This is a genomic window from Nocardia sp. NPDC005745 (assembly GCF_040630775.1).
In the GTDB taxonomy this organism is placed as follows: Bacteria; Actinomycetota; Actinomycetes; order Mycobacteriales; family Mycobacteriaceae; genus Nocardia.
Genome location: NZ_JBEXYF010000013.1, coordinates 145,822 through 164,340, shown reverse-complemented (window position 1 = coordinate 164,340; position 18,519 = coordinate 145,822). Strand labels below are relative to the sequence as shown.

At 68.7% G+C, this 18,519-nt stretch carries 18 protein-coding genes; 12 read left to right on the top strand and 6 right to left on the bottom strand.

The features are described 5' to 3' along the window. Positions 1–8 precede the first annotated feature (8 nt). From dnaJ to ABZ420_RS16280, 3 genes are all read left to right on the top strand, one after another. Positions 9–1,172 carry a molecular chaperone DnaJ gene (gene dnaJ / locus ABZ420_RS16290; protein WP_357122806.1) on the top strand — a complete coding sequence of 388 codons (1,164 nt, stop codon included), beginning with the start codon at positions 9–11 and terminating at the stop codon, positions 1,170–1,172. Continuing rightward, positions 1,172–1,588 (top strand): helix-turn-helix transcriptional regulator, encoded by a 417-nt coding sequence (locus tag ABZ420_RS16285; RefSeq protein WP_040870761.1) that lies wholly within the window; start codon positions 1,172–1,174, stop codon positions 1,586–1,588. Before dnaJ ends, ABZ420_RS16285 begins: the two co-directional genes overlap by 1 nt. A 532-nt stretch (positions 1,589–2,120) precedes the next feature. Further along, the gene (locus tag ABZ420_RS16280; protein ID WP_062977586.1) at positions 2,121–3,290 is read left to right on the top strand and encodes a globin domain-containing protein; all 1,170 of its coding nucleotides are present in this window, start codon (positions 2,121–2,123) and stop codon (positions 3,288–3,290) included. Positions 3,291–3,747: 457 nt separating this feature from the next. Here ABZ420_RS16280 and ABZ420_RS16275 read toward each other — a convergent pair whose 3' ends face one another. From ABZ420_RS16275 to ABZ420_RS16260, 4 genes are all read right to left on the bottom strand, one after another. Continuing rightward, on the bottom strand, positions 3,748–4,509 hold the full coding sequence (locus tag ABZ420_RS16275) for an FAD-binding oxidoreductase (protein ID WP_357122908.1): 762 nt from the start codon (positions 4,507–4,509) through the stop codon (positions 3,748–3,750). 29 nt (positions 4,510–4,538) lie between these two features. Further along, on the bottom strand, positions 4,539–5,696 hold the full coding sequence (locus ABZ420_RS16270) for an FAD-binding oxidoreductase (protein ID WP_357122802.1): 1,158 nt from the start codon (positions 5,694–5,696) through the stop codon (positions 4,539–4,541). A gap of 298 nt (positions 5,697–5,994) precedes the next feature. After that, positions 5,995–6,867: an LLM class flavin-dependent oxidoreductase gene (locus ABZ420_RS16265; protein ID WP_357122799.1), complete on the bottom strand. Its 873-nt coding sequence runs from the start codon at positions 6,865–6,867 to the stop codon at positions 5,995–5,997. Between the two features lie 64 nt (positions 6,868–6,931). After that, positions 6,932–7,867, bottom strand: a complete 936-nt coding sequence (locus ABZ420_RS16260; protein WP_357122797.1) for an NADP-dependent oxidoreductase — start codon at positions 7,865–7,867, stop codon at positions 6,932–6,934. A 338-nt stretch (positions 7,868–8,205) separates the two neighbouring features. Between ABZ420_RS16260 and clpB the strand changes: the two genes are divergently transcribed. The 7 genes from clpB to ABZ420_RS16225 all read left to right on the top strand — a co-directional run bounded on the left by clpB (position 8,206) and on the right by ABZ420_RS16225 (position 16,099). Then, the gene (clpB, locus tag ABZ420_RS16255) at positions 8,206–10,761 is read left to right on the top strand and encodes an ATP-dependent chaperone ClpB (RefSeq protein ID WP_357122793.1); all 2,556 of its coding nucleotides are present in this window, start codon (positions 8,206–8,208) and stop codon (positions 10,759–10,761) included. Between the two features lie 233 nt (positions 10,762–10,994). Next, on the top strand, positions 10,995–11,804 hold the full coding sequence (locus ABZ420_RS16250) for a DUF5666 domain-containing protein (protein ID WP_357122790.1): 810 nt from the start codon (positions 10,995–10,997) through the stop codon (positions 11,802–11,804). A 140-nt stretch (positions 11,805–11,944) separates the two neighbouring features. Beyond that, entirely contained in the window at positions 11,945–12,904 is a 960-nt protein-coding gene (locus ABZ420_RS16245; protein ID WP_357122905.1) for a hypothetical protein, read from the top strand. Between the two features lie 16 nt (positions 12,905–12,920). Beyond that, positions 12,921–13,730, top strand: a complete 810-nt coding sequence (locus ABZ420_RS16240; RefSeq protein ID WP_357122787.1) for an SDR family NAD(P)-dependent oxidoreductase — start codon at positions 12,921–12,923, stop codon at positions 13,728–13,730. Between the two features lies 1 nt (position 13,731). Next, positions 13,732–14,280, top strand: a complete 549-nt coding sequence (pyrE, locus tag ABZ420_RS16235) for an orotate phosphoribosyltransferase (RefSeq protein ID WP_040870748.1) — start codon at positions 13,732–13,734, stop codon at positions 14,278–14,280. 50 nt (positions 14,281–14,330) lie between these two features. Continuing rightward, a complete protein-coding gene (locus tag ABZ420_RS16230) occupies positions 14,331–15,389 on the top strand; it encodes a beta-ketoacyl-ACP synthase 3 (RefSeq protein ID WP_357122784.1) in 1,059 nt (352 codons plus the stop codon). A 2-nt stretch (positions 15,390–15,391) separates the two neighbouring features. Then, positions 15,392–16,099 (top strand): lysoplasmalogenase, encoded by a 708-nt coding sequence (locus ABZ420_RS16225; RefSeq protein WP_357122781.1) that lies wholly within the window; start codon positions 15,392–15,394, stop codon positions 16,097–16,099. Here the strand turns inward: ABZ420_RS16225 and ABZ420_RS16220 are convergent. Then, on the bottom strand, positions 16,083–16,529 hold the full coding sequence (locus tag ABZ420_RS16220; protein ID WP_063016425.1) for a hypothetical protein: 447 nt from the start codon (positions 16,527–16,529) through the stop codon (positions 16,083–16,085). The two genes, ABZ420_RS16225 and ABZ420_RS16220, sit on opposite strands and share 17 nt — an antisense overlap. A gap of 62 nt (positions 16,530–16,591) precedes the next feature. Further along, complete coding sequence (locus ABZ420_RS16215; RefSeq protein WP_357122778.1) at positions 16,592–17,170, bottom strand: Uma2 family endonuclease; 579 nt, start codon at positions 17,168–17,170, stop codon at positions 16,592–16,594. 267 nt (positions 17,171–17,437) lie between these two features. Between ABZ420_RS16215 and ABZ420_RS16210 the strand changes: the two genes are divergently transcribed. Both ABZ420_RS16210 and ABZ420_RS16205 read left to right on the top strand, forming a co-directional pair. Beyond that, positions 17,438–17,770 carry a DUF4190 domain-containing protein gene (locus ABZ420_RS16210; protein WP_040870739.1) on the top strand — a complete coding sequence of 111 codons (333 nt, stop codon included), beginning with the start codon at positions 17,438–17,440 and terminating at the stop codon, positions 17,768–17,770. A gap of 54 nt (positions 17,771–17,824) precedes the next feature. Then, positions 17,825–18,511, top strand: coding sequence for a TrmH family RNA methyltransferase (locus tag ABZ420_RS16205; protein WP_062967807.1), 687 nt, complete (start codon positions 17,825–17,827; stop codon positions 18,509–18,511). The last annotated feature ends 8 nt before the right edge of the window (positions 18,512–18,519 follow it).

The following is an 18,519-nucleotide window of genomic DNA, read 5'->3' as shown; positions in this document are numbered from 1 at the left end:
GATGCTCGGTGAGCCAACGGGAGTGGATCGAAAAGGACTTCTACAAGGAGCTGGGTGTTTCCTCCAGCGCCTCGCAGGACGAGATCAAGAAGGCCTATCGCAAGCTCGCGCGTGATTTGCATCCGGACGCCAACCCCGGTGACAACAAAGCCGAGGAGCGGTTCAAGGCCGTCAGCGAGGCGCACGCGGTGCTGTCGGATCCGGCCAAGCGCAAGGAGTACGACGACACTCGCAAGCTCTTCGCGGGTGGCGGCTACGGTCGCGGTGGGTTCGGATCCGCTGCGGGGGGCGGCTTCTCGCAGGAGTTCAACATCGGGGACATCTTCGGCGGCGGCGGCGCCGGCGACGGTGGCCTCGGTGACCTGCTCGGCGGTCTGTTCAACCGAGGCGGCGGCACGCGGACGTCATCGAGCCGCCCCCGGCGCGGCTCCGACGTGGAGACCGAGACGACGCTCGGTTTCCGGGAGGCGGCCCAGGGCGTCACGGTTCCACTGCGGATGACCAGCCCGTCGCCGTGCACCACGTGTCACGGCAGCGGCGCGAAACCGGGCACGAGCCCGCGGGTCTGCCCGATCTGCAACGGAACCGGCATCGTCAGCCGCAACCAGGGCGCGTTCGGCTTCAGCGAGCCGTGTGACGAGTGCCGGGGCAGCGGATCGATCATCGACGATCCGTGCGTCGACTGCCACGGCAGCGGCATCCAGAACCGCACGCGCACGATCACGGTGCGGATTCCCCCTGGAGTCGGTGACGGGCAACGGATCCGGCTGGCCGGTCAAGGTGAGGCGGGACTGCGCGGGGCGCCCTCGGGCGACCTCTACGTCACCGTCCACGTCAGCCAGGACAAGGTCTTCGGCCGCAACGGCGACGACCTGACCCTGGTGCTTCCGGTCAGTTACAGTGAATTGGTGCTCGGCACTACGGTTTCGGTGCCGACCCTGGACGGCCGGGTCGGCGTCAAGGTGCCTCCGGGTACCGCCGACGGCCGCACCCTGCGGGTACGCGGCCGCGGTGTGCCCAAGCGCGGCGGCGGCGCGGGTGACCTGCTGGTGACGGTGAAGGTCGCGGTCCCGCAGAAACTGGACCGCGAGGCCGTCGAGGCGCTCGAGCGCTACCAGGAGGCGGAGCGGGCCAGTGGCTTCGATCCACGTGCGGGATGGGCAGGTGCGTGATGTCCTCGGAACCGAAGAACGCGTCCGGCGGGTCGCGGGCCGAGTTCTTCATGATCTCGGTGGCGGCCCAGCTGGCCGGCATGCACGCGCAGACACTGCGCACGTATGACCGTCTGGGACTGGTCACGCCGCAACGTACTTCGGGCGGCGGTCGGCGCTACTCGGCCCGGGACGTGGAGCTGCTGCGCGAGGTGCAGCGGTTGTCCCAGGACGAGGGCGTCAACCTCGCGGGCATCAAGCGCATCATCGAGCTGACCAATCAGGTGGAGGAGCTGCGGCAGCAGGTCGCGGAACTGTCGGCCGAGCTGGAGCGAACCCGGGCCGGATACCGTCCCGACCTCGCCCCGCAACGCAGTACCGCGCTGGTGGTCTGGCAGCCACGGCACCGTCGCGAGGACGGTCAGCGCAGACGATAACCGGCACCACGACGGCCCCGGCCTCGATCGCACATCGCGATCAGAGGCCGGGGCCGTCGTGGTTTCACCGCCGCTACCACCGGTAATTTGCTGAGAGTAAACCAGAACATGTTCGACGGAAGTCGTGCGGCGGAGTTCATTTCGTTGTCGAATCAACTGGGCATTTCTACCGTAGCTATGTTTACGGAGCCGGTGCTGTTTGCCCGGTTCGGTCCTAGTCCGAGGGCCTTCATGTTGCCCCGATGTCGCTAGAACAGACCAATCGGGACGAAATTGACGAAGTGCCCCTTACCTTTTCGGTGTGCATATGACCGATTTCGCGTCAGATCTACGGTCTTGCAGTCGGTTTCTCTGGCGTGTCTCGCTGAATATCCTCGTTTCGACGAAATTACACGCGTGATGTTCCTTCGAATGATTCCGTTGCTGGCAAACCTCGCCTACACTCCTTTCCGTCGGCTGCTGTCGAGTGGCCCGCAGCACCTCACTCGCCGGCAAGGTTCGTGAACGAGTGCGAAATGGGGTTGTGACATCAATGGATTCACGCGCTGTCGCTTTGATCAGAACAACTTTCAAGGCGGTTGCTGCGGAGGATGGGGGGCCGGAGAAACTGGCGAGATCGTTCTACGCGATCTTGTTCACCGACTACCCGCACGTCCGCGATTTCTTTCCCGCCGCGATGGACTCCCAGCGCGATCGCCTGGTCAAGGCGATCTCCTACGCGCTGGACCGGTTGGAAGAGCCCGACAAGCTACTGCCCTTCCTGGCTCAACTCGGTAGGGATCACCGCAAATACGGCGTGCAGCCCGCGCACTACGCCGCCGTGTCCACCGCGCTGAAGACCGCCGTCAAGGTGTTCGCGGGGACCGAGATGTGGACCGACGAGGTCGACCGGGCCTGGGACGAGGGCCTGAAGATCATCGCCGACACCATGATCGGCGCGGCGGAGAAGGAGACCACACCGTCGGCGTGGACCGGCACGGTGATCGAGCGCCGCGAGGTGCTGCGCAACCTCGTCGTCGTCCGGCTGCAACTGGACCAGCCGATGCGCTACGCCGCGGGTCAGTACCTGAGCGTGCAGATCCCCTCGCGGCCGCGCATGTGGCGCTATCTCTCGCCCGCCGTGCCCGCGAACACCAACGGTGAGATCGAGTTCCACGTCCGCAGTGTGCTGGGCGGCTGGGTCAGCTCGGCCATCGTCGGCCAGACCGTCGTCGGCGACCAGTGGCTGCTGGGCTCGCCGCTCGGCGGCCTCGGCGTTCCGCGCAACACCAAACGCAAGATGCTGATGGTCGGCTGCGGCACCGGAATCGCGCCGCTGCGCGCCCAGCTGATGTCGATGGCGATGCGGCGGACCAATCCGAAGGTGCATCTGTTCGTCGGCGGGCACCACCCGTGCGACCTCTACGACCTGGAGACGTTGAGCAAGCTGGCGATGGCCAACCGCTGGCTCACCGTCACGCCGGTGAGCGAACACGACGAAAACCCTTGGTGGTACGCGGAACCCGAAGAGCCGCGCACCACTTGGCCCGGCCTGGAACCACGCGTGACCGGTCAGATCGGCAAGGTCGTCGCGAGCTTCGGCGCCTGGTCCGACCGCGATGTTCAGATCGTCGGTTCACCGTCGATGGTGCAGACCACCAAGTTCCGCCTCATGGCAGCGGGAACCCTGGCGAAAAACATCCGCCACGATCCGCTGTACTGAGTTGATTTTCCAGCGCCTGCCGTCGCCTACGCGACGGCCACTCGGACGCGAGCCGGGCTGTGTTTGTTTTTCCAGCGCCTGGGGCGCTGGGTGTTCGCGCCCCTTCACGGCTCGCGTCCGAGCGACCGCCGCTTGCTCCTTTGTCGCGGACGCGGCGGCCACTCGGACGCGAGCCGGGCCGCGAACGGCGCATGCTCGGTCTCGCTTCGCTCGAAACCGGGGGTTGAGCTGGTGGGGTCGCGTGTGGTGGATGAGCGCGCGACCTAGGGCAATGGCCTGGCAGGGCGTGAGATCGGTGCTGGTGCCTCTCGGTGCGAACGCTGTGTCGGGTTCTACCTCTGCGGCGCTGGGGGCTCGGCCCTTGTGCGGATCGAGAAAGACATGGTTGGCCCGATGTCGTTGCGATAGACCTTCTCCCGCCGTGCGCGGTGCTGTTTGGGATGGTCGGCGGTAAAGGTCACAGGCCCTCGAATTGGATTCGCTCCGGGGGTGTTCCGGTTTCCAGGAGGCGGTCGACCGTGGTCTGGACCATGGCGGGGGAGCCGCAGACCAGCACTTGGTGCTCGCGGAAGGCGCCGTGGGAGCCGAGGACTTCGGCGAGTGTGCCGTAGAGCAGGTCGTCGGGTGAGAAGCCGATGTCGACCCGGGACTGCTCGTACCATTCGTCGACCCAGTGCGGGTCCGCCAGGCTTTCCACCACGGGGATGACGGTGAGCCAGGGCAATTCGGCGGCCAGCAGGAAGAGCATGTCCGAGGCGTACAGGTCGCGGGGGGAGCGCCCGCCGACGAAGAGGTAGGTCGGTGGTGGAGAAGGCTTGCGCGCCAGTTCCAGGATCTGGGCGCGCATCGGCGCCAATCCCGTGCCGCCGGCGATCATGACCACCTCGTCGCCGTCCGGGTCGACCCAGAACCCGCCCGCCGGAGCGCCGATTCGCCACTCGTCGCCCGGCTGCGTGTCGGCGACGATGGCGCCGCTGCACCAGCCGCCCGGCACCGTGCGCACGTGGAACTCCAGCTTGCCGTCCAGGGAGGGCGGTAGCGCGGGGGAGAACCTGCGGCGCACGCCGGGATGCTGCGGGACTCGCACCTCGACCGATTGCCCGGCGGCGAACGGCACGAACTCGCCGATCAGGCGGATCACCGCGAGATCGTGCCGGAGCCGATGATGGCCGACCACGGTCGAGGTCCACTCCGGCGCTTCATGACCGTTACCGAGCATGCTCGGATCCCCCAACGGGGCCTCCTTCGTTACACAGGGTCGCAGCTGATGTTCTGCTCCGGCGTGCCGACCGCGATGAGCGCGCGCTGAGTATCCGCGATCATCCGGGCCGATCCGGCGATCTGGATCTGGCGGTCCTCCCACGCGCCGAAGCTCGCGACGACGGCGCCCAGATTACCGATCAGGCGCCGGTGCATGCCGTACGGTGCGTCCTGCGGCGGATGGGGGTACCACCACGGATTGGTCTTCTGCTCGCACACCGGCACGATGGTCAGCCACGGGTTGCTCTGCGAGAGCTGCCACATGTTCTCCACGTCGTACAGATCGCAGGGATAGCGGCCCCCGATGAAGAAGTGCACGCGCGGATTGATGCCGCGCTGGCCCATCTCGATCAGCTGGGCGCGCAGCGGCGCGATGCCGGTGCCCGCGCCGATCATGAGCACGTCGCGGCCGCTGTCCCGGTCGACGTGCAGTCCGCCCAGCGGGCCCGCTATCCGCCAGCGGTCGCCGACCCTGGTCTCGTTGACGATCGCGGGGCTCACCCAGCCGCCGCGGATCTTGCGCACGTGGAACTCGATCTCGCCGTATGGGTTGGACGGGATGGCCGGGGAGAAATAGCGCCACATCTTGGGCCGCTGCGGAATCGTGACCGGCACGTACTGTCCGGCCTGGTAGGGCACCGGCCCGTCCGATTGCAGCCGCACGATGGCCAGGTCCTCCAGCACGCGGCGATGGCCCACCACGGTCGCCTCCCACACCGGCTGCGACTTGTCGGAGTTGGCGCCGATGGCCATGGACGCGGAGATCAGGATGGTGATGTCGCGCCAGCCCTCCTCCAGGCCCCGGTTCCAGGCCGCGCCGTTGTAGGCACGGAACGCCGCGAGCAGCGCACGGCCCGCCACGTCGTAGTGCGCGGCCTCGACGCCGTACTTGCGATGGTCGCGGGCGAGTTGCTCCAGGAATTTCTGTGCCCGGTCCCAGTCCTCCAGGTGATCGAGCACGTACTGGATGGCCGTGGCGATGCGCTTGGCCTGCATCTCCATGGCGGGCGGGAACAATTCGCGCAGCCGGGGATTCTCGGCGAACAAATGTCCGTAGAACGCACTGACCAACCGCTCGGGTCCATTCGGTGACTCGATCACCGAACGAAAATTGGCGCGGACCAGCGCAGCCGAACGCGCATCCACGACGTGGAGCTTCCTTTCCCTCAGTTCTGCCCGGGGACATACCCGTTACCGGCGGTCTCCCGCCGACAAGTATCCCCGAAAATGCCGTGGTCGTGTGGGTATAGGCATACCTTCGCCTTCGCTCCGGCCGGGCACGGGCTGGAGACGAACTACCTCCGGCCGGGACCGTCGGTGCCGTAGGACCCGGCCAAACGGTAATCGGTGGGCAAACGGCGGACGTTGCTGACCCTTCGGTAACCGGAGCCACGGACGAACGGCGCCGCGGCTTCGCGGCCCGTCCCCGCCGAGCAGACGCCGGTCACGACCCGGCGCCGGCCCGAACCGCGGGCACGACCTGCTCGGTATAACGGCGGATCTGCTCGACCGGTTCCCCCTCGGTCGGCCAGAAGACGAATCCGTCGATCCGCTGGTCACGGTGCAGAACCAGGAGATCGTCGACCCACCGCGCGGCCGGACCCTCCAGGAAGCCGCGGTCGGTTCCGTCCGCGGTGATGGTCCCGGACACGTTCAACACCCGCCGCACCGCCAGCGGGTCCCGGTCCGCCGCGGCGGCGGCGTCATCGATCCGCCTGCCAGCGTCGGCGAGGAACTCCGGCGGCGCCCACGCGGCCGACGGCACCCAGCCGTCGGCGGCGCGCCCGGTGAGCTCGAGCATGCGCGGGCCCCGCGCGCCGAGCCAGATGCCGGGATCGTGCCGCGGACGGGGACCGGGATGCGCGCCCGCGAGGGAGTAGAAGGATCCGGGCACCCGGACCGATCGCGCGTCGCTCCACAAGGCGCGGATGACCGCGATCGCCTCGCCGAGGGCGCGCACCGCTTCGCCACCGGTTCTGCGCGGTCCGCCCATCCCGGCCACAGCGTCCCAGAACGCGCCCGCGCCGAGGCCGAGCTGGATGCGGCCGTCGCTGATGATGTCGAGCGAGGCCACCGATTTCGCGAGCAGCGCGGGGTGGCGCAGCGGCAGGTTCGCTACGTCCGGGAAGAAGGTGATCCGCTCGGTCCGCGCGACCAGAGCGGTGATCAGGGTCCAGGTGTCCAGGAAACGGCGCTGGTAGGGGTGGTCCTGGATGCCGATCAGGTCGAGCCCGGATACGTCGGCGTACACGCTCAGCTCGGCGAGCCTGCGAAAGTCCTCGGCCTCCGGGATCAGGAACAGGCCGAATCGGGGCACTCGGGTGTTCAGCGCACACCTCCGGGGGGTCTCGCGGGAGGCCGGCTCAGCGGGCCGGTACGGCTCAGATGGCCAGCACGGTCTTTCCGCGCGCGCCGGGCGCTCCGATGACCGCGGGGCCCTCCGCGAGCGGGACGGTGGCGTCGATCGGCACGACCACGTCACCCGCGGCGACGCGCTGGATCAGCCTGGCCAGTTCCGGCGCTTTGCCCTGGGATTCGATGTTGCCGCCCTTGATCGACCGCGCCCGCAACGCGTCCTCGTCGGCGGCGAAGGTGGTGGAGTAGACCGTGCCGCCGTCGCGGACCAGCGTGGTCAGTTCTGCGAGCGCCTCGGGCGGGCTCACCAGGTCGAACAGCACGTCGATGCCGTCCGGATGCGCGGCGGCGACCTGGTCGCGCACCGGCGCCGCGGTGTAGTCCACCGTCTCGGCCGCGCCCAGCCGGGTCATTTGATCGGCGGAACCGCCGCGCGCCGTCGCGATGACGTGCGCGCCCGCGATATTGGCCAGTTGCACCAGGAAGGAGCCGACGCCGCCGGTCGCGCCAACGATCAACACGGTCTGGCCGGGCTTGATGTGCGTGGCGTCCACGAGATCCTGCGCGGTGACTCCGGCGGTCGGCAGCGCGGCGGCCGCGACGGTCGGCACGCCGGGCGGGATCGGCACCAGCGTGCCGCCCTCCGGGAGCACCGCGTACTCGGCGAAGCTGCCGTGGCCCACCGGCGGTGTGAGGAACTTGCCGACCACCCGGTCCCCGACGGCGAAGCGGCTGACGCCCGCGCCGATCGTGGCGACGGTGCCCGCCCCGTCCACCCCGAGGATCATCGGGAAGTCATGGGGCAGTCTGCCGTCCAGAATCCCGGAGGCCACTTTTCGGTCGAAGGGGTTCACCCCGGCCGCCTGGAGTTGGACCCGCACGGCTCCGGGTCCGGGTTCGGGCATCGGCATCTCGGCCAGTTCCGGCGTCGCTCCGAACTTCCGTACCACGATCGCGCGCATCCATTCGCTCCTTGATTCGGGGTGAAGAGTGATGCAACAAGTGACGGCCGAGGTCATCGTAGGCATCCGAACCCCGCCGACGTGCGGAATCACCGCATCGGCGGTGTCGGCGAGGCGTCGCTTTCGCCGGTGTCGGGGCGTAGCGTTCGATCCGATCCCCGGTGCCGGGCGGGCGCGCCGAAAAAATTCAAACTTGAGCGGAACAGACTCAACCTTTCCGACGTTGGACGGTAAGGAACGGCGGCGAGCCGGTAGACGAGCGGCGAGACGAAGCGAGGGCTTCGGCCGCACCGGATCGTGCTCGGCGTCGTGCGAATCGACTAGTAGGAAGGTGACTCGTGGACTCGTTCAATCCCACCACCAAGACTCAGGCGGCGCTCACCGCCGCCCTGCAGGCGGCCTCCGCCGCGGGCAACCCGGAGATCCGTCCGGCGCACTTGCTGGTGGCGTTGCTGGACCAGACCGACGGCATCGCCGCGCCCTTGCTGAAGGCCGTCGGAACGGATCCGGCGACCGTGCGACGCGAGGCACAGGACCTGGTGGACCGGCTGCCGCGGGCGACCGGCGCCACCACCACACCGCCGCTGGGCCGCGAGGCGCTCGCCGCGATCACCGCGGCGCAGCGCCTGGCCACCGAACTCGGTGACGAGTACGTCTCCACCGAGCACGTGATGGTCGGCCTCGCCGCGGGCGACTCCGACGTGACCATGCTGCTCACCAAGTACGGCGCCACCGCCGACGCGCTGCGTTCGGCGTTCACCGCGGTCCGCGGCAGCGCCCGGGTGACCAGCCCTGATCCGGAAGGCAGCTACCAAGCTCTGGAGAAGTACTCCACCGATCTCACCGAAGCCGCCCGCTCCGGCAAACTCGACCCGGTGATCGGCCGGGACACCGAGATCCGCCGGGTGGTGCAGGTCTTGAGCAGGCGCACCAAGAACAACCCGGTGCTGATCGGCGAGCCGGGCGTCGGCAAGACGGCGATCGTCGAGGGCCTGGCCCAGCGCATCGTGGCGGGCGATGTCCCGGAGTCGCTGCGCGGCAAGTCCGTGGTGGCGCTCGACCTCGGCGCGATGGTCGCGGGCGCGAAGTACCGCGGCGAATTCGAGGAGCGGCTCAAGGCCGTGCTGGAGGACATCAAGAACAGCGCGGGCCAGATCATCACGTTCATCGATGAGCTGCACACCATCGTCGGCGCGGGCGCGACCGGCGAATCGGCGATGGACGCGGGGAACATGATCAAGCCGATGCTGGCTCGCGGCGAGTTGCGCCTGGTCGGCGCGACAACGCTGGACGAATACCGCAAGCACATCGAGAAGGACGCGGCCCTGGAGCGGCGCTTCCAGCAGGTGCTGGTCGGGGAGCCGTCGGTGGAGGACACCATCGGCATCCTGCGCGGCATCAAGGATCGCTACGAAGTGCACCACGGCGTGCGCATCACCGACTCCGCCCTGGTCGCCGCCGCCACGCTGTCGGACCGCTACATCACCTCCCGGTTCCTGCCGGACAAGGCGATCGACCTGGTCGACGAGTCGGCCTCGCGGTTGCGCATGGAGATCGACTCCCGCCCGGTGGAGATCGACGAGGTGGAGCGCGCGGTGCGCAGGCTGGAGATCGAAGAGGTCGCGCTCGCCAAGGAGACCGACGAGGCATCCAAGCAGCGGCTGGAGAAACTGCGCGCCGAACTCGCCGACGACCGGGAGAAGCTCAACCAGCTGACCACCCGCTGGCAGAACGAGAAGAACGCGATCGACCAGGTGCGCACGCTCAAAGAGCAACTCGAAGCGCTGCGCGGCGAATCCGAGCGCGCCGAGCGCGACGGCGACCTAGGCAAGGCGGCCGAACTGCGCTACGGCCGCATCCCGGCGCTGGAGAAGCAGCTCGACGAAGCCGAGAAGACCTCCGCCACAGCCGGAGACGGCGAGGTCATGCTCAAGGAGGAGGTCGGCCCGGACGACATCGCCGAGGTGGTGTCCTCGTGGACCGGCATCCCGGTGGGCCGGATGCTGGAAGGGGAGACGCAGAAGCTGCTGCGTATGGAGGAGGAGCTGGGCCGCCGCGTGGTCGGTCAGACCGAGGCGGTGCAGGCGGTGTCCGACGCGGTGCGCAGGGCCCGCGCGGGTGTCGCCGATCCGAACCGCCCGACCGGCTCGTTCATGTTCATCGGCCCGACCGGCGTCGGTAAGACCGAGCTGGCGAAGTCGTTGGCGGACTTCCTGTTCGACGACGAGCGCGCCATGGTCCGCATCGACATGAGCGAGTACAGCGAGAAGCACTCGGTGGCCCGGCTGGTCGGCGCCCCGCCCGGCTACGTCGGTTACGACCAGGGCGGTCAGCTCACCGAGGCGGTGCGGCGCAGGCCCTACACGGTGGTGCTGTTCGACGAGATCGAGAAGGCGCACCCGGACGTGTTCGACATCCTGCTCCAAGTACTCGACGAGGGCAGGCTCACCGACGGCCAAGGCCGCACGGTGGACTTCCGCAACACCATCCTCATCCTGACCTCGAACCTGGGTGCGGGCGGTGATCGCGAGTTCGTCATGAACGCGGTGCGTTCGGCCTTCAAGCCGGAGTTCCTCAACCGCCTCGACGACATCGTGATGTTCCACGCGCTCGACGAAGAGCAACTCGAGCGCATCGTCGACATCCAGCTCGACCAGCTGCAGAAACGGCTGGCGCAGCGCAGGCTGAAGCTGGAGGTCAGCGATTCGGCCCGGTTCTGGCTCGCCGTGCGCGGCTACGACCCCGCCTACGGAGCGCGTCCGCTGCGCAGGCTGATCCAGCAGGCCATCGGCGACTCCCTGGCCAAGGAACTGCTCGCGGGCGAGGTCACCGACGGCGACAGCGTCAAGGTGAGCGTCAGCCCCGACGGGGACGGCCTGATCGTGGGACGGTGAGCGAGCGGCCTCGCTCCGGGCAGCGCTCGGGGCGAGGCCCGTTGGATGACCACTGCGCGACTCGATTCGCGCACAGCATGTTTCATCGTCTCGGCAGGGTGGCGACACCGGCCGGAGTAGATCGACGGCCGCCTCGCGTGCAAGGGATCGGGCTCCGGCGTGGGTCTTCCGGAGGGCGCACCGGTTCAGCGGGTGCGGTCGCGAGTGCGCGAACAAAGCCTACGCTGGAACGCATGACCAACCCGAACGATCCCTGGGGACAGCGGCCGGAGGATGCGCCGACCGAACACCTGGGTCCGCCGGGCAAGTCCGGATACGGGGACCCCGCGCACACCACGGAGTACCTCGATGCGTACGGCACCGCCGCGCCGTCGGAATATCCCCCGACGGAGCATTACGGAGCGTGGGGGCCGCCGGGCACCAACGCGACGCGCGAGTTCCCCGCCTACGACGCCCAGTGGGCCGCCTATCCGGACAGCGGCGGCGATCGGTGGCCGGGCACGGCGGGGCCGCCCGGTGGCGCGATGCCGCCCGGTGGCGGACCGCCGCCGGGGCCGCCGCAGCCGCCGCGGCGCAACACCGGCCTGTGGATCGCCCTCGGTCTCGGCGTGGTGTTGCTGATCGGAGCCATCGGGGTGGTCGCGGGCGTGCTGCTGGGCAGCAGCGATTCCGGTTCGGCCGACACGGCGGCGGCCACGACGGCGCGCGTCACGACGAAGCCGGCGCCGGGAACCAGGAACGCGCAGCCGACCCCGCCGAGCGGGCTGCCCAGCGTGCCCGGCCTCGGCGATGTCGACGGCCTCGGCGCGACGGTGGGCACCATCACCGCCAACGACGGGGGCACCCTGACGGTCAGTTCGGTGATGGGAAACACCATCACGGTGCGCACGGACGCGAGCACCCAGGTGATCGCGTTGTCGGGCACCGCGGTATCCGATCTGGCCCCCGGTGAGCTCGTCATGATCCAGGGCGACAAGGGCCCGGACGGATCGATCCAGGCCAAGATCATCATCGGTACCTCGCTGCCCGGCGGCGGACGATGAACCGGGCCGGCCGCCTCCGGTGCGCGGGGCCGCGCGTTCACCCGCGGATCGGCGCCCGTTCCGCTTTCGCTCGGCCCGGCGCGGGGGTAATGACGGACCATGTCCGGCCGGGACTATTAGGCTAGGCGTCGATGACGGCAATGTGGTTCGGGTTGGCGGCGATCGCGCTCGTGGGCGCGATCGTGCTGCTGTATTTCGATCGGCTCCAGCGGCAGCGGACCGGTCACGCGCGACAGGTCTGGGCGAAGTCGCAGGGCTATACCTACGTGTCCGTGGAACCCGCGCTGCCGTCCACGTGGCGCCGCGGCGCCCTGGCCAAATTGGGCTATCTCTCCGCGGTCGACGTGGTCTCCGGCATCCGTAAGGGCGAGAAGTTCGTGCTGTTCGATCTGGAGGATTCCGCGACGCTGGTCGCGGTGCGCCGCCAGATCGGCTCGGACATCGACGTGGACATGCGGTTGAAGACGGCCGCACCGCCCAAGGACCACGATCTGGAGCTGCTCGGCGCGATCGGCGACCGCGTGGTCTTCGCCACCAATCCCGAAATCGCCAGGCACGCTGTCGATCAGCGCATGGTCGCCTTCATCGAGAATCTGCCGGACACCGTGCAGATGCTCTGGAGCGAGGGCAACTGGACGCTGGGCATGCTGCTGGTGGGCACCACTCCGAAGGACTGGGAAGGCGCGATCGACGCGGTGCTGCGCCTGTCCGGCCTGCTGCACGTACTGCCGCCGGTCAGCGAGCCGCGCTTCGACGGCGGCGGACACGATCCGGGCCGTCCGCGCCCCCGTGAACGCAGGCGCGAGGACGACGCCGACGACCGGCCGCGCGCCGAGGCCGATGACGACGAGCTGCCCGACGACGACTCCTACGCCCACGAGCCCGCGGACGAGCCGGGGCAGGAACCGGCGCGCCGCCCGTCGCTCGCCGTCGTGCCGAATACCCGTGCCCGCGGGCGCGAGGACGAGAAGGCGCGGCCGCGCGAGGAGCGCGACGCCGAGGGCCGGGCCGATCCCGAGTCGCGGCAGCGGCCCACCGACCCGCCCGGCGGACCGTTCCATCCCGGATTCCGGCCCTACCAGGGACCTGTGCCGAAGTGACCGGCCACGCGCCCACATGACCGAGCATCCACACCCCAGGCTGCCCGGCGCCACCCGTCCGGTGGCCTTGATCACCGGACCGACCTCGGGTATCGGCCGCGGCTACGCGACCCGCCTGGCCTCGCTCGGTTACGACCTGGTGCTGGCCGCCCGGGACGAGCGGCGTCTCACGGCCCTCGCGACCGAGGTGGAGCACCGCTTCGGCACCCGCTCGCAGATCCTCGTCGCCGATCTGGCCAGGGCCGAGGACCGCGAACAGGTCGCGGCGCGGCTGACCGAGGGCGTCGAATTCCTGGTCAACAATGCCGGTTTCGCGCACTCCAGCGAGTTCTGGACGCTGCCGCCCGAGCAGTTGCAGGCGCAACTGGACGTCAATGTCACCGCCGTGGTGCTGCTCACCAGGGCCGCGCTGCCGTCGATGATCGCGGCGGCGAACGGTTGCGTCGTCAACGTGGCCAGCGTGGCGGGCCTGATCCCCGGACGAGGGTCGACGTATTCGGCGTCCAAGGCCTACGTCGTATCCTTCACGGAAGGGTTGGCAGGGGGATTGGCCGGGACCGGAGTCCGGGTCCAAGCCCTGTGCCCGGGATTCGTCCGCACGGAATTCCATCGGCGAGCAGGCATCGAGATGTCCTCGCTGCCCAAAGCGTTGTGGCTGAGCGTCGAGCAGGTAGTCGCCGGCTCACTGCGTGATCTGGAGAAGGGCCGGGTGCTCAGCGTGCCCGGGATGCAGTACAAAGCGCTCACCACCCTCGCCGGAGCGATCCCGCGAACCCTGGGGGCCCGGCTCAATCGCGGGCTGTTCAACGCACGCGGAAGGACTTGAGATGATCGACGTGATTACCAACGACAGGGACAGGCTGGCCGCGCTGGTACGCGAACTCGCCGTGGTGCACGGCCGGGTGACCTTGTCCTCCGGCAAGGAGGCCGACTACTACGTCGACCTGCGCCGCGCGACCCTGCACCACGGCGCGGGCCCGCTGATCGGCAAGCTGCTACGCGAGCTCGTCGCGGACTGGGATTTCGACGCCGTCGGCGGCCTCACCATGGGCGCGGACCCGGTGGCGCTGGCCGTGATGCACGCACCCGGTCGCCCGATCGATGCGTTCGTGGTGCGCAAGGCGGCGAAGTCGCACGGCATGCAGCGGCAGATCGAGGGCCCGGACATCGTGGGCAAGCGGGTGCTGGTCGTCGAGGACACCACCACGACCGGCAATTCGCCGCTGACCGCGGTGCGGGCGCTGCGCGCGGCGGGCGCTACCGTGGTCGGCGTCGCCACCGTCGTCGACCGGGAAACCGGCGCTGACCAGGTGATCGCCGCGGAAGGACTGGAGTACCGGTCGATCCTCGGCCTCAAGGATCTCGCCCTGGGATAGCCTGGACGATGGTCTAAGTCTTCGAAGGTGAAGGGTCGTGTGAGTCCCCAGTGGTGAGCATTGCAGTCAACAAGAGTCGCGAAAACGTTGCGATGCTCGGAATCGGCGCTTACCGACCCAAGCGCCTGGTCAGCAACGCCGAGGTCTGCGAAGTCCTGGACTCCACCGACGAGTGGATCTACGAGCGCACCGGTGTCCGCAACCGGCGCTGGATAAGCGGCGAGGAGACGCTCCGGTCGATCGCCGCGGCGGCGGGCGAGCGTGCGATCGTCAACAGCGGCGTCGATCGGTCGAAGATCGGCGCCGTGATCCTGGCCACCTCCAGCTGGCTGACCCTGACTCCGCACGGCGCGCCGCAGGTGGCCTACGACATGGGGATGAACGGCGTCGCCGCCTTCGACCTGACCTCCGGCTGCGGCGGCTTCGGCTACGGCCTCGGTGTGGCCGCCGACATGATCCGGTCCGGCTCCGCCGAGTACGTGCTGCTCATCGGCGCCGAGACGATGACCGTCGGGCTCGACCCCACCGACCGCGGCACCGCGATGATCTTCGGGGACGGCGCGGGCGCGGTAGTGGTCGGGCCGAGCGACGAGAACGGCATCTCGCCCACGGTCTGGGGCAGCGACGGCGAGAACGCGGCCGCGATCATGCAGGACATCGACTTCCTGGAGTACATGCACCGCGCCCAGTCCATGCAGGGTATGGACCCGGCCGTCGATCCGGTCGGCCGGATGTCGCTGCGGATGGAGGGACCGCGGGTCTTCCGCTGGGCGGCGGTCACCCTGCCGCGTGCGCTGTCCACCGCGCTCGAGATCTCCGGCGTGGCCAAGGAGGACATCGAGGTCTTCGTCCCGCATCAGGCCAACGCCCGGATCAACGAGCTGATGAAGAAGAACCTGGGGTTGGCCGACGAGATCCCGATGGCCAACGACATCGAGAACACCGGCAATACCTCGGCCGCGTCCATTCCGCTCGCGATCGAGGAGATGCTGGTCACCGGCAAGGCGAAGGGCGGGCAGACGGCGTTGCTGCTCGGTTTCGGCGCCGGTCTCAGCTACGCGGGCCAGGTCGTCACGTTGCCGCCCGCCCCGGCCGACCCGAGCTTCTAGTCGTGCGCCCGTTGCGAGCCGGGTATCTCGTCGCCGCGGCAGTCACCGTCTACGGCGCCGTCACCGGGCGCGAGAAGGCGCAGTGGATCGCGAAGCCGCTGTTGATGCCGCTGCTCGCGGCCGATGTGGTGACCGAGGGCAGAGAACTGCCGTCCACCGAGCGCACCATGCTGATCGGGTCGCTGGGAGCGGCGACCATCGGCGACATCCTGCTCATCGATCCGGATGACGACCGCAAGCTGATCGCGGGCGCGTCGTCGTTCGCGGTGATGCAGGCCGGATACGCCACCCTGTGGTGGCGGATGGGCGGCAGGCCCGCCGCCGGGGTGGCCGTGCCGCGGGTGGCCGCGTGGCTGGGCGCCGCCGGATTACTGCGGAAGAAGGCGCCCTCGGTGGCCACACCACTGACGGCCTACGGGGTCACCCTGGGGGCCGCGGCCGTGCTGGCATCCGACCCTGCGCTCGCGCCCGCCGCGAAAAACGTTGCGGGCGTGAATGTTCCCGGCGCCGACCCGCGCAGTCGCCTCGGCCTCGGGGCACTGCTGTTCACCATCTCCGATGGGCTCATCGTGCTGCGGCGATTGTTCGCACGCGGTCAGCGAGCCCGCCGGGTGACCGAAGGCGTGATTCTGGCGACCTACACGGCCGCGCAGTATCTGCTCGCCGATCCGAAAGCACACGTCGAACCGGTGATCACAGCACCAGAATGATGCGATCACGGTTCGCCGGGTCGACGCGGATGGACAGGATCTCGCCGACCGCGAGCCGCGGTTTGTCCGCCGGGGTGGCATCGAAAACGACAGTGCCCCGGTAACTTTCCGAGCCCGGCACGGTCAGTTCGAGATCCAGCTCGGTTAGTTCGGTGTGATGATCGGTGCGTTCCAAGGGATGCACGCCCTCCACGGTCGCCCAGCCCTCCAAGCCGTGCCGCCACAACTGGCGATCCGCCTTGGACGGCCGCGCGGCCAGCATCATCCCGATCCCGACACACGAGCCGAACAGCCCGACCAGCGCCACGATCTGATAGGGCACGGTCCCCGGCGGCGTCCGATGCACCACCCATCCCAGCCACAGCGCCAGCAGGATCAGATACCCGGCGGTCACCCCGAGCACCGTGCGCAATATCCGCTCGTGATCCATACCAGCCTCCACCCCGAGCGCCAGACCTCCAGGATAGGCCGGGCGCATCACCGGGTGCGGCGCTATCCGCCCGCGTAATCGCTGGACAGGGCGGCAAGGTCGATCGTGACCGGAGTTCCGGCCAGGTCGACTGTCACCGAGCCCGACCGCTCGGTGACGAGTTCGTAGTCACTGTCGATCAGTCGGTAGGCGCTGAGGCTGATCGGTGCATCGAGATCGATGAGCCAGTAGTGTTCGATGCCGACTTCGGCGTACTCGAAGAACTTGGTGACACGATCGGTCCGCCGGGAACCGGCCGACAGGATCTCGACGGCGAGCTTCACATCCTCGGGATGCACACGTGCGAGATCGTCCGTGAGCGCGTTGCGTCGGATGACCAAGGCGTCCGGTACACGCACTGTGGGAGGTTGTGCCGAATCGACTACCAACTCGGCCTCCGCCACCGCGGCGAGCTCTTTCGGTAATTGAGGGTGAATTTGAGCCGCCAGTTGCCAGACCGCGAATTGATGACGCAAGACCGGCCTCGGTGACACGACCAGAACCCCCTCGACGAGCTCGTAATTCCGGCTGCTGTCCTCCGGCAGCGCGATCCAGTCCTCCAGGGTCAGCAGATGATCAGGCCAGTTCACGTCGACGGTCATCGCTTCCTCCCCTCCCCACACGGATACCGCGTTGCGGCCAGTCTGGCACAGCGGGCCGACAAACGGCAGCGTCATCAGCCCTCGAGTCGCAATACCGCCGGCACGCGATGGTGGTGGGTCTCGGAGGGCGGTAGGTCGAGCTCGACAAGGGTCGGTCCGGCGTCTGTCTCGGTCTGGAATCCATGGTCGTCGCGGTGCTTTCGAGGTTCGATGGAGCTGCCCGCCGAAGATGTGGTGTAGCCCGCCACACCTACTACGATCCTGCTGATGAGCTATCCGCCGCAGCAGCCGTACGGCTATCCAGCCTATGGGGCCTACGGACCCCCGGACCATCCGAGAGCCACCACGATCCTGATCCTGGGCATTCTGAGCCTCGTGCTGTGCCAGTTCATCGGACCCGTCGCCTGGGTGATGGGCAAGCGGGCGCTCAACGAGATCGACGCCTCCGGCGGCACCATCGGTGGGCGGGGGAACGTCAACGCGGGATACATCTGCGGCATCATCGCCACCGCACTGATGTGCCTGACCTTGCTGTTCCTGCTGTTGTTGCTGGTGCTCGGCCTGGTCGGCGCGTTCGCGGGCAGCTCGTCCGGTTACTGAGCCGGTACCCGGCCACCCGTCACTGGCGCGGTGACCGGAATTAGCATCGTCGGGGTGAGTCACCCGGTGCCGGATGCGGCGGAGCAGGACCTACCAGGGCCGACGGAGTGGGGCGAGCACCCGAACGGCGTCGGCCCGTGGGCGAGCGAGCACGCCGAGCCGCCGCCGGACGATCCGCGCCTCGACCCTGAGCTGCTGGCCGCGGGCGACCGCCGCAACGTGGTCGACGCGTACCGGTACTGGAGGCGGGAGGCCATCGTCGCCGACATCGACCGGCGCAGGCATCCGTTCCACGTCGCGATCGAGAACTTCGGGCACGACGCGAACATCGGCACGGTGGTCCGCACGGCCAACGCCTTCGCCGCCGCGGCCGTGCACATCGTCGGCAGACGACGCTGGAATCGGCGCGGCGCCATGGTGACCGACCGCTACCAGCACATCCGGCACCACACCGACATCGGCGAGCTGCTCGCGTTCAGCGAGCGCGCCGGGTTGACGGTGGTCGCCGTCGACAACGTACCGGGTTCGGTCCCGCTGGAGACGGTCACACTGCCGCGCGCGTGCCTGTTGCTGTTCGGCCAGGAGGGGCCCGGTGTCACCGACCACGCCAAGCAAGCCGCCGTGATGACGGTGTCGATCGCGCAGTTCGGTTCCACCCGCAGCATCAACGCCGGCGTGGCCGCGGGGATCGCCATGCACGCGTGGGTGCGGCAACACGCCGATCTGACGACCGCGTGGTGAGTGCCTTC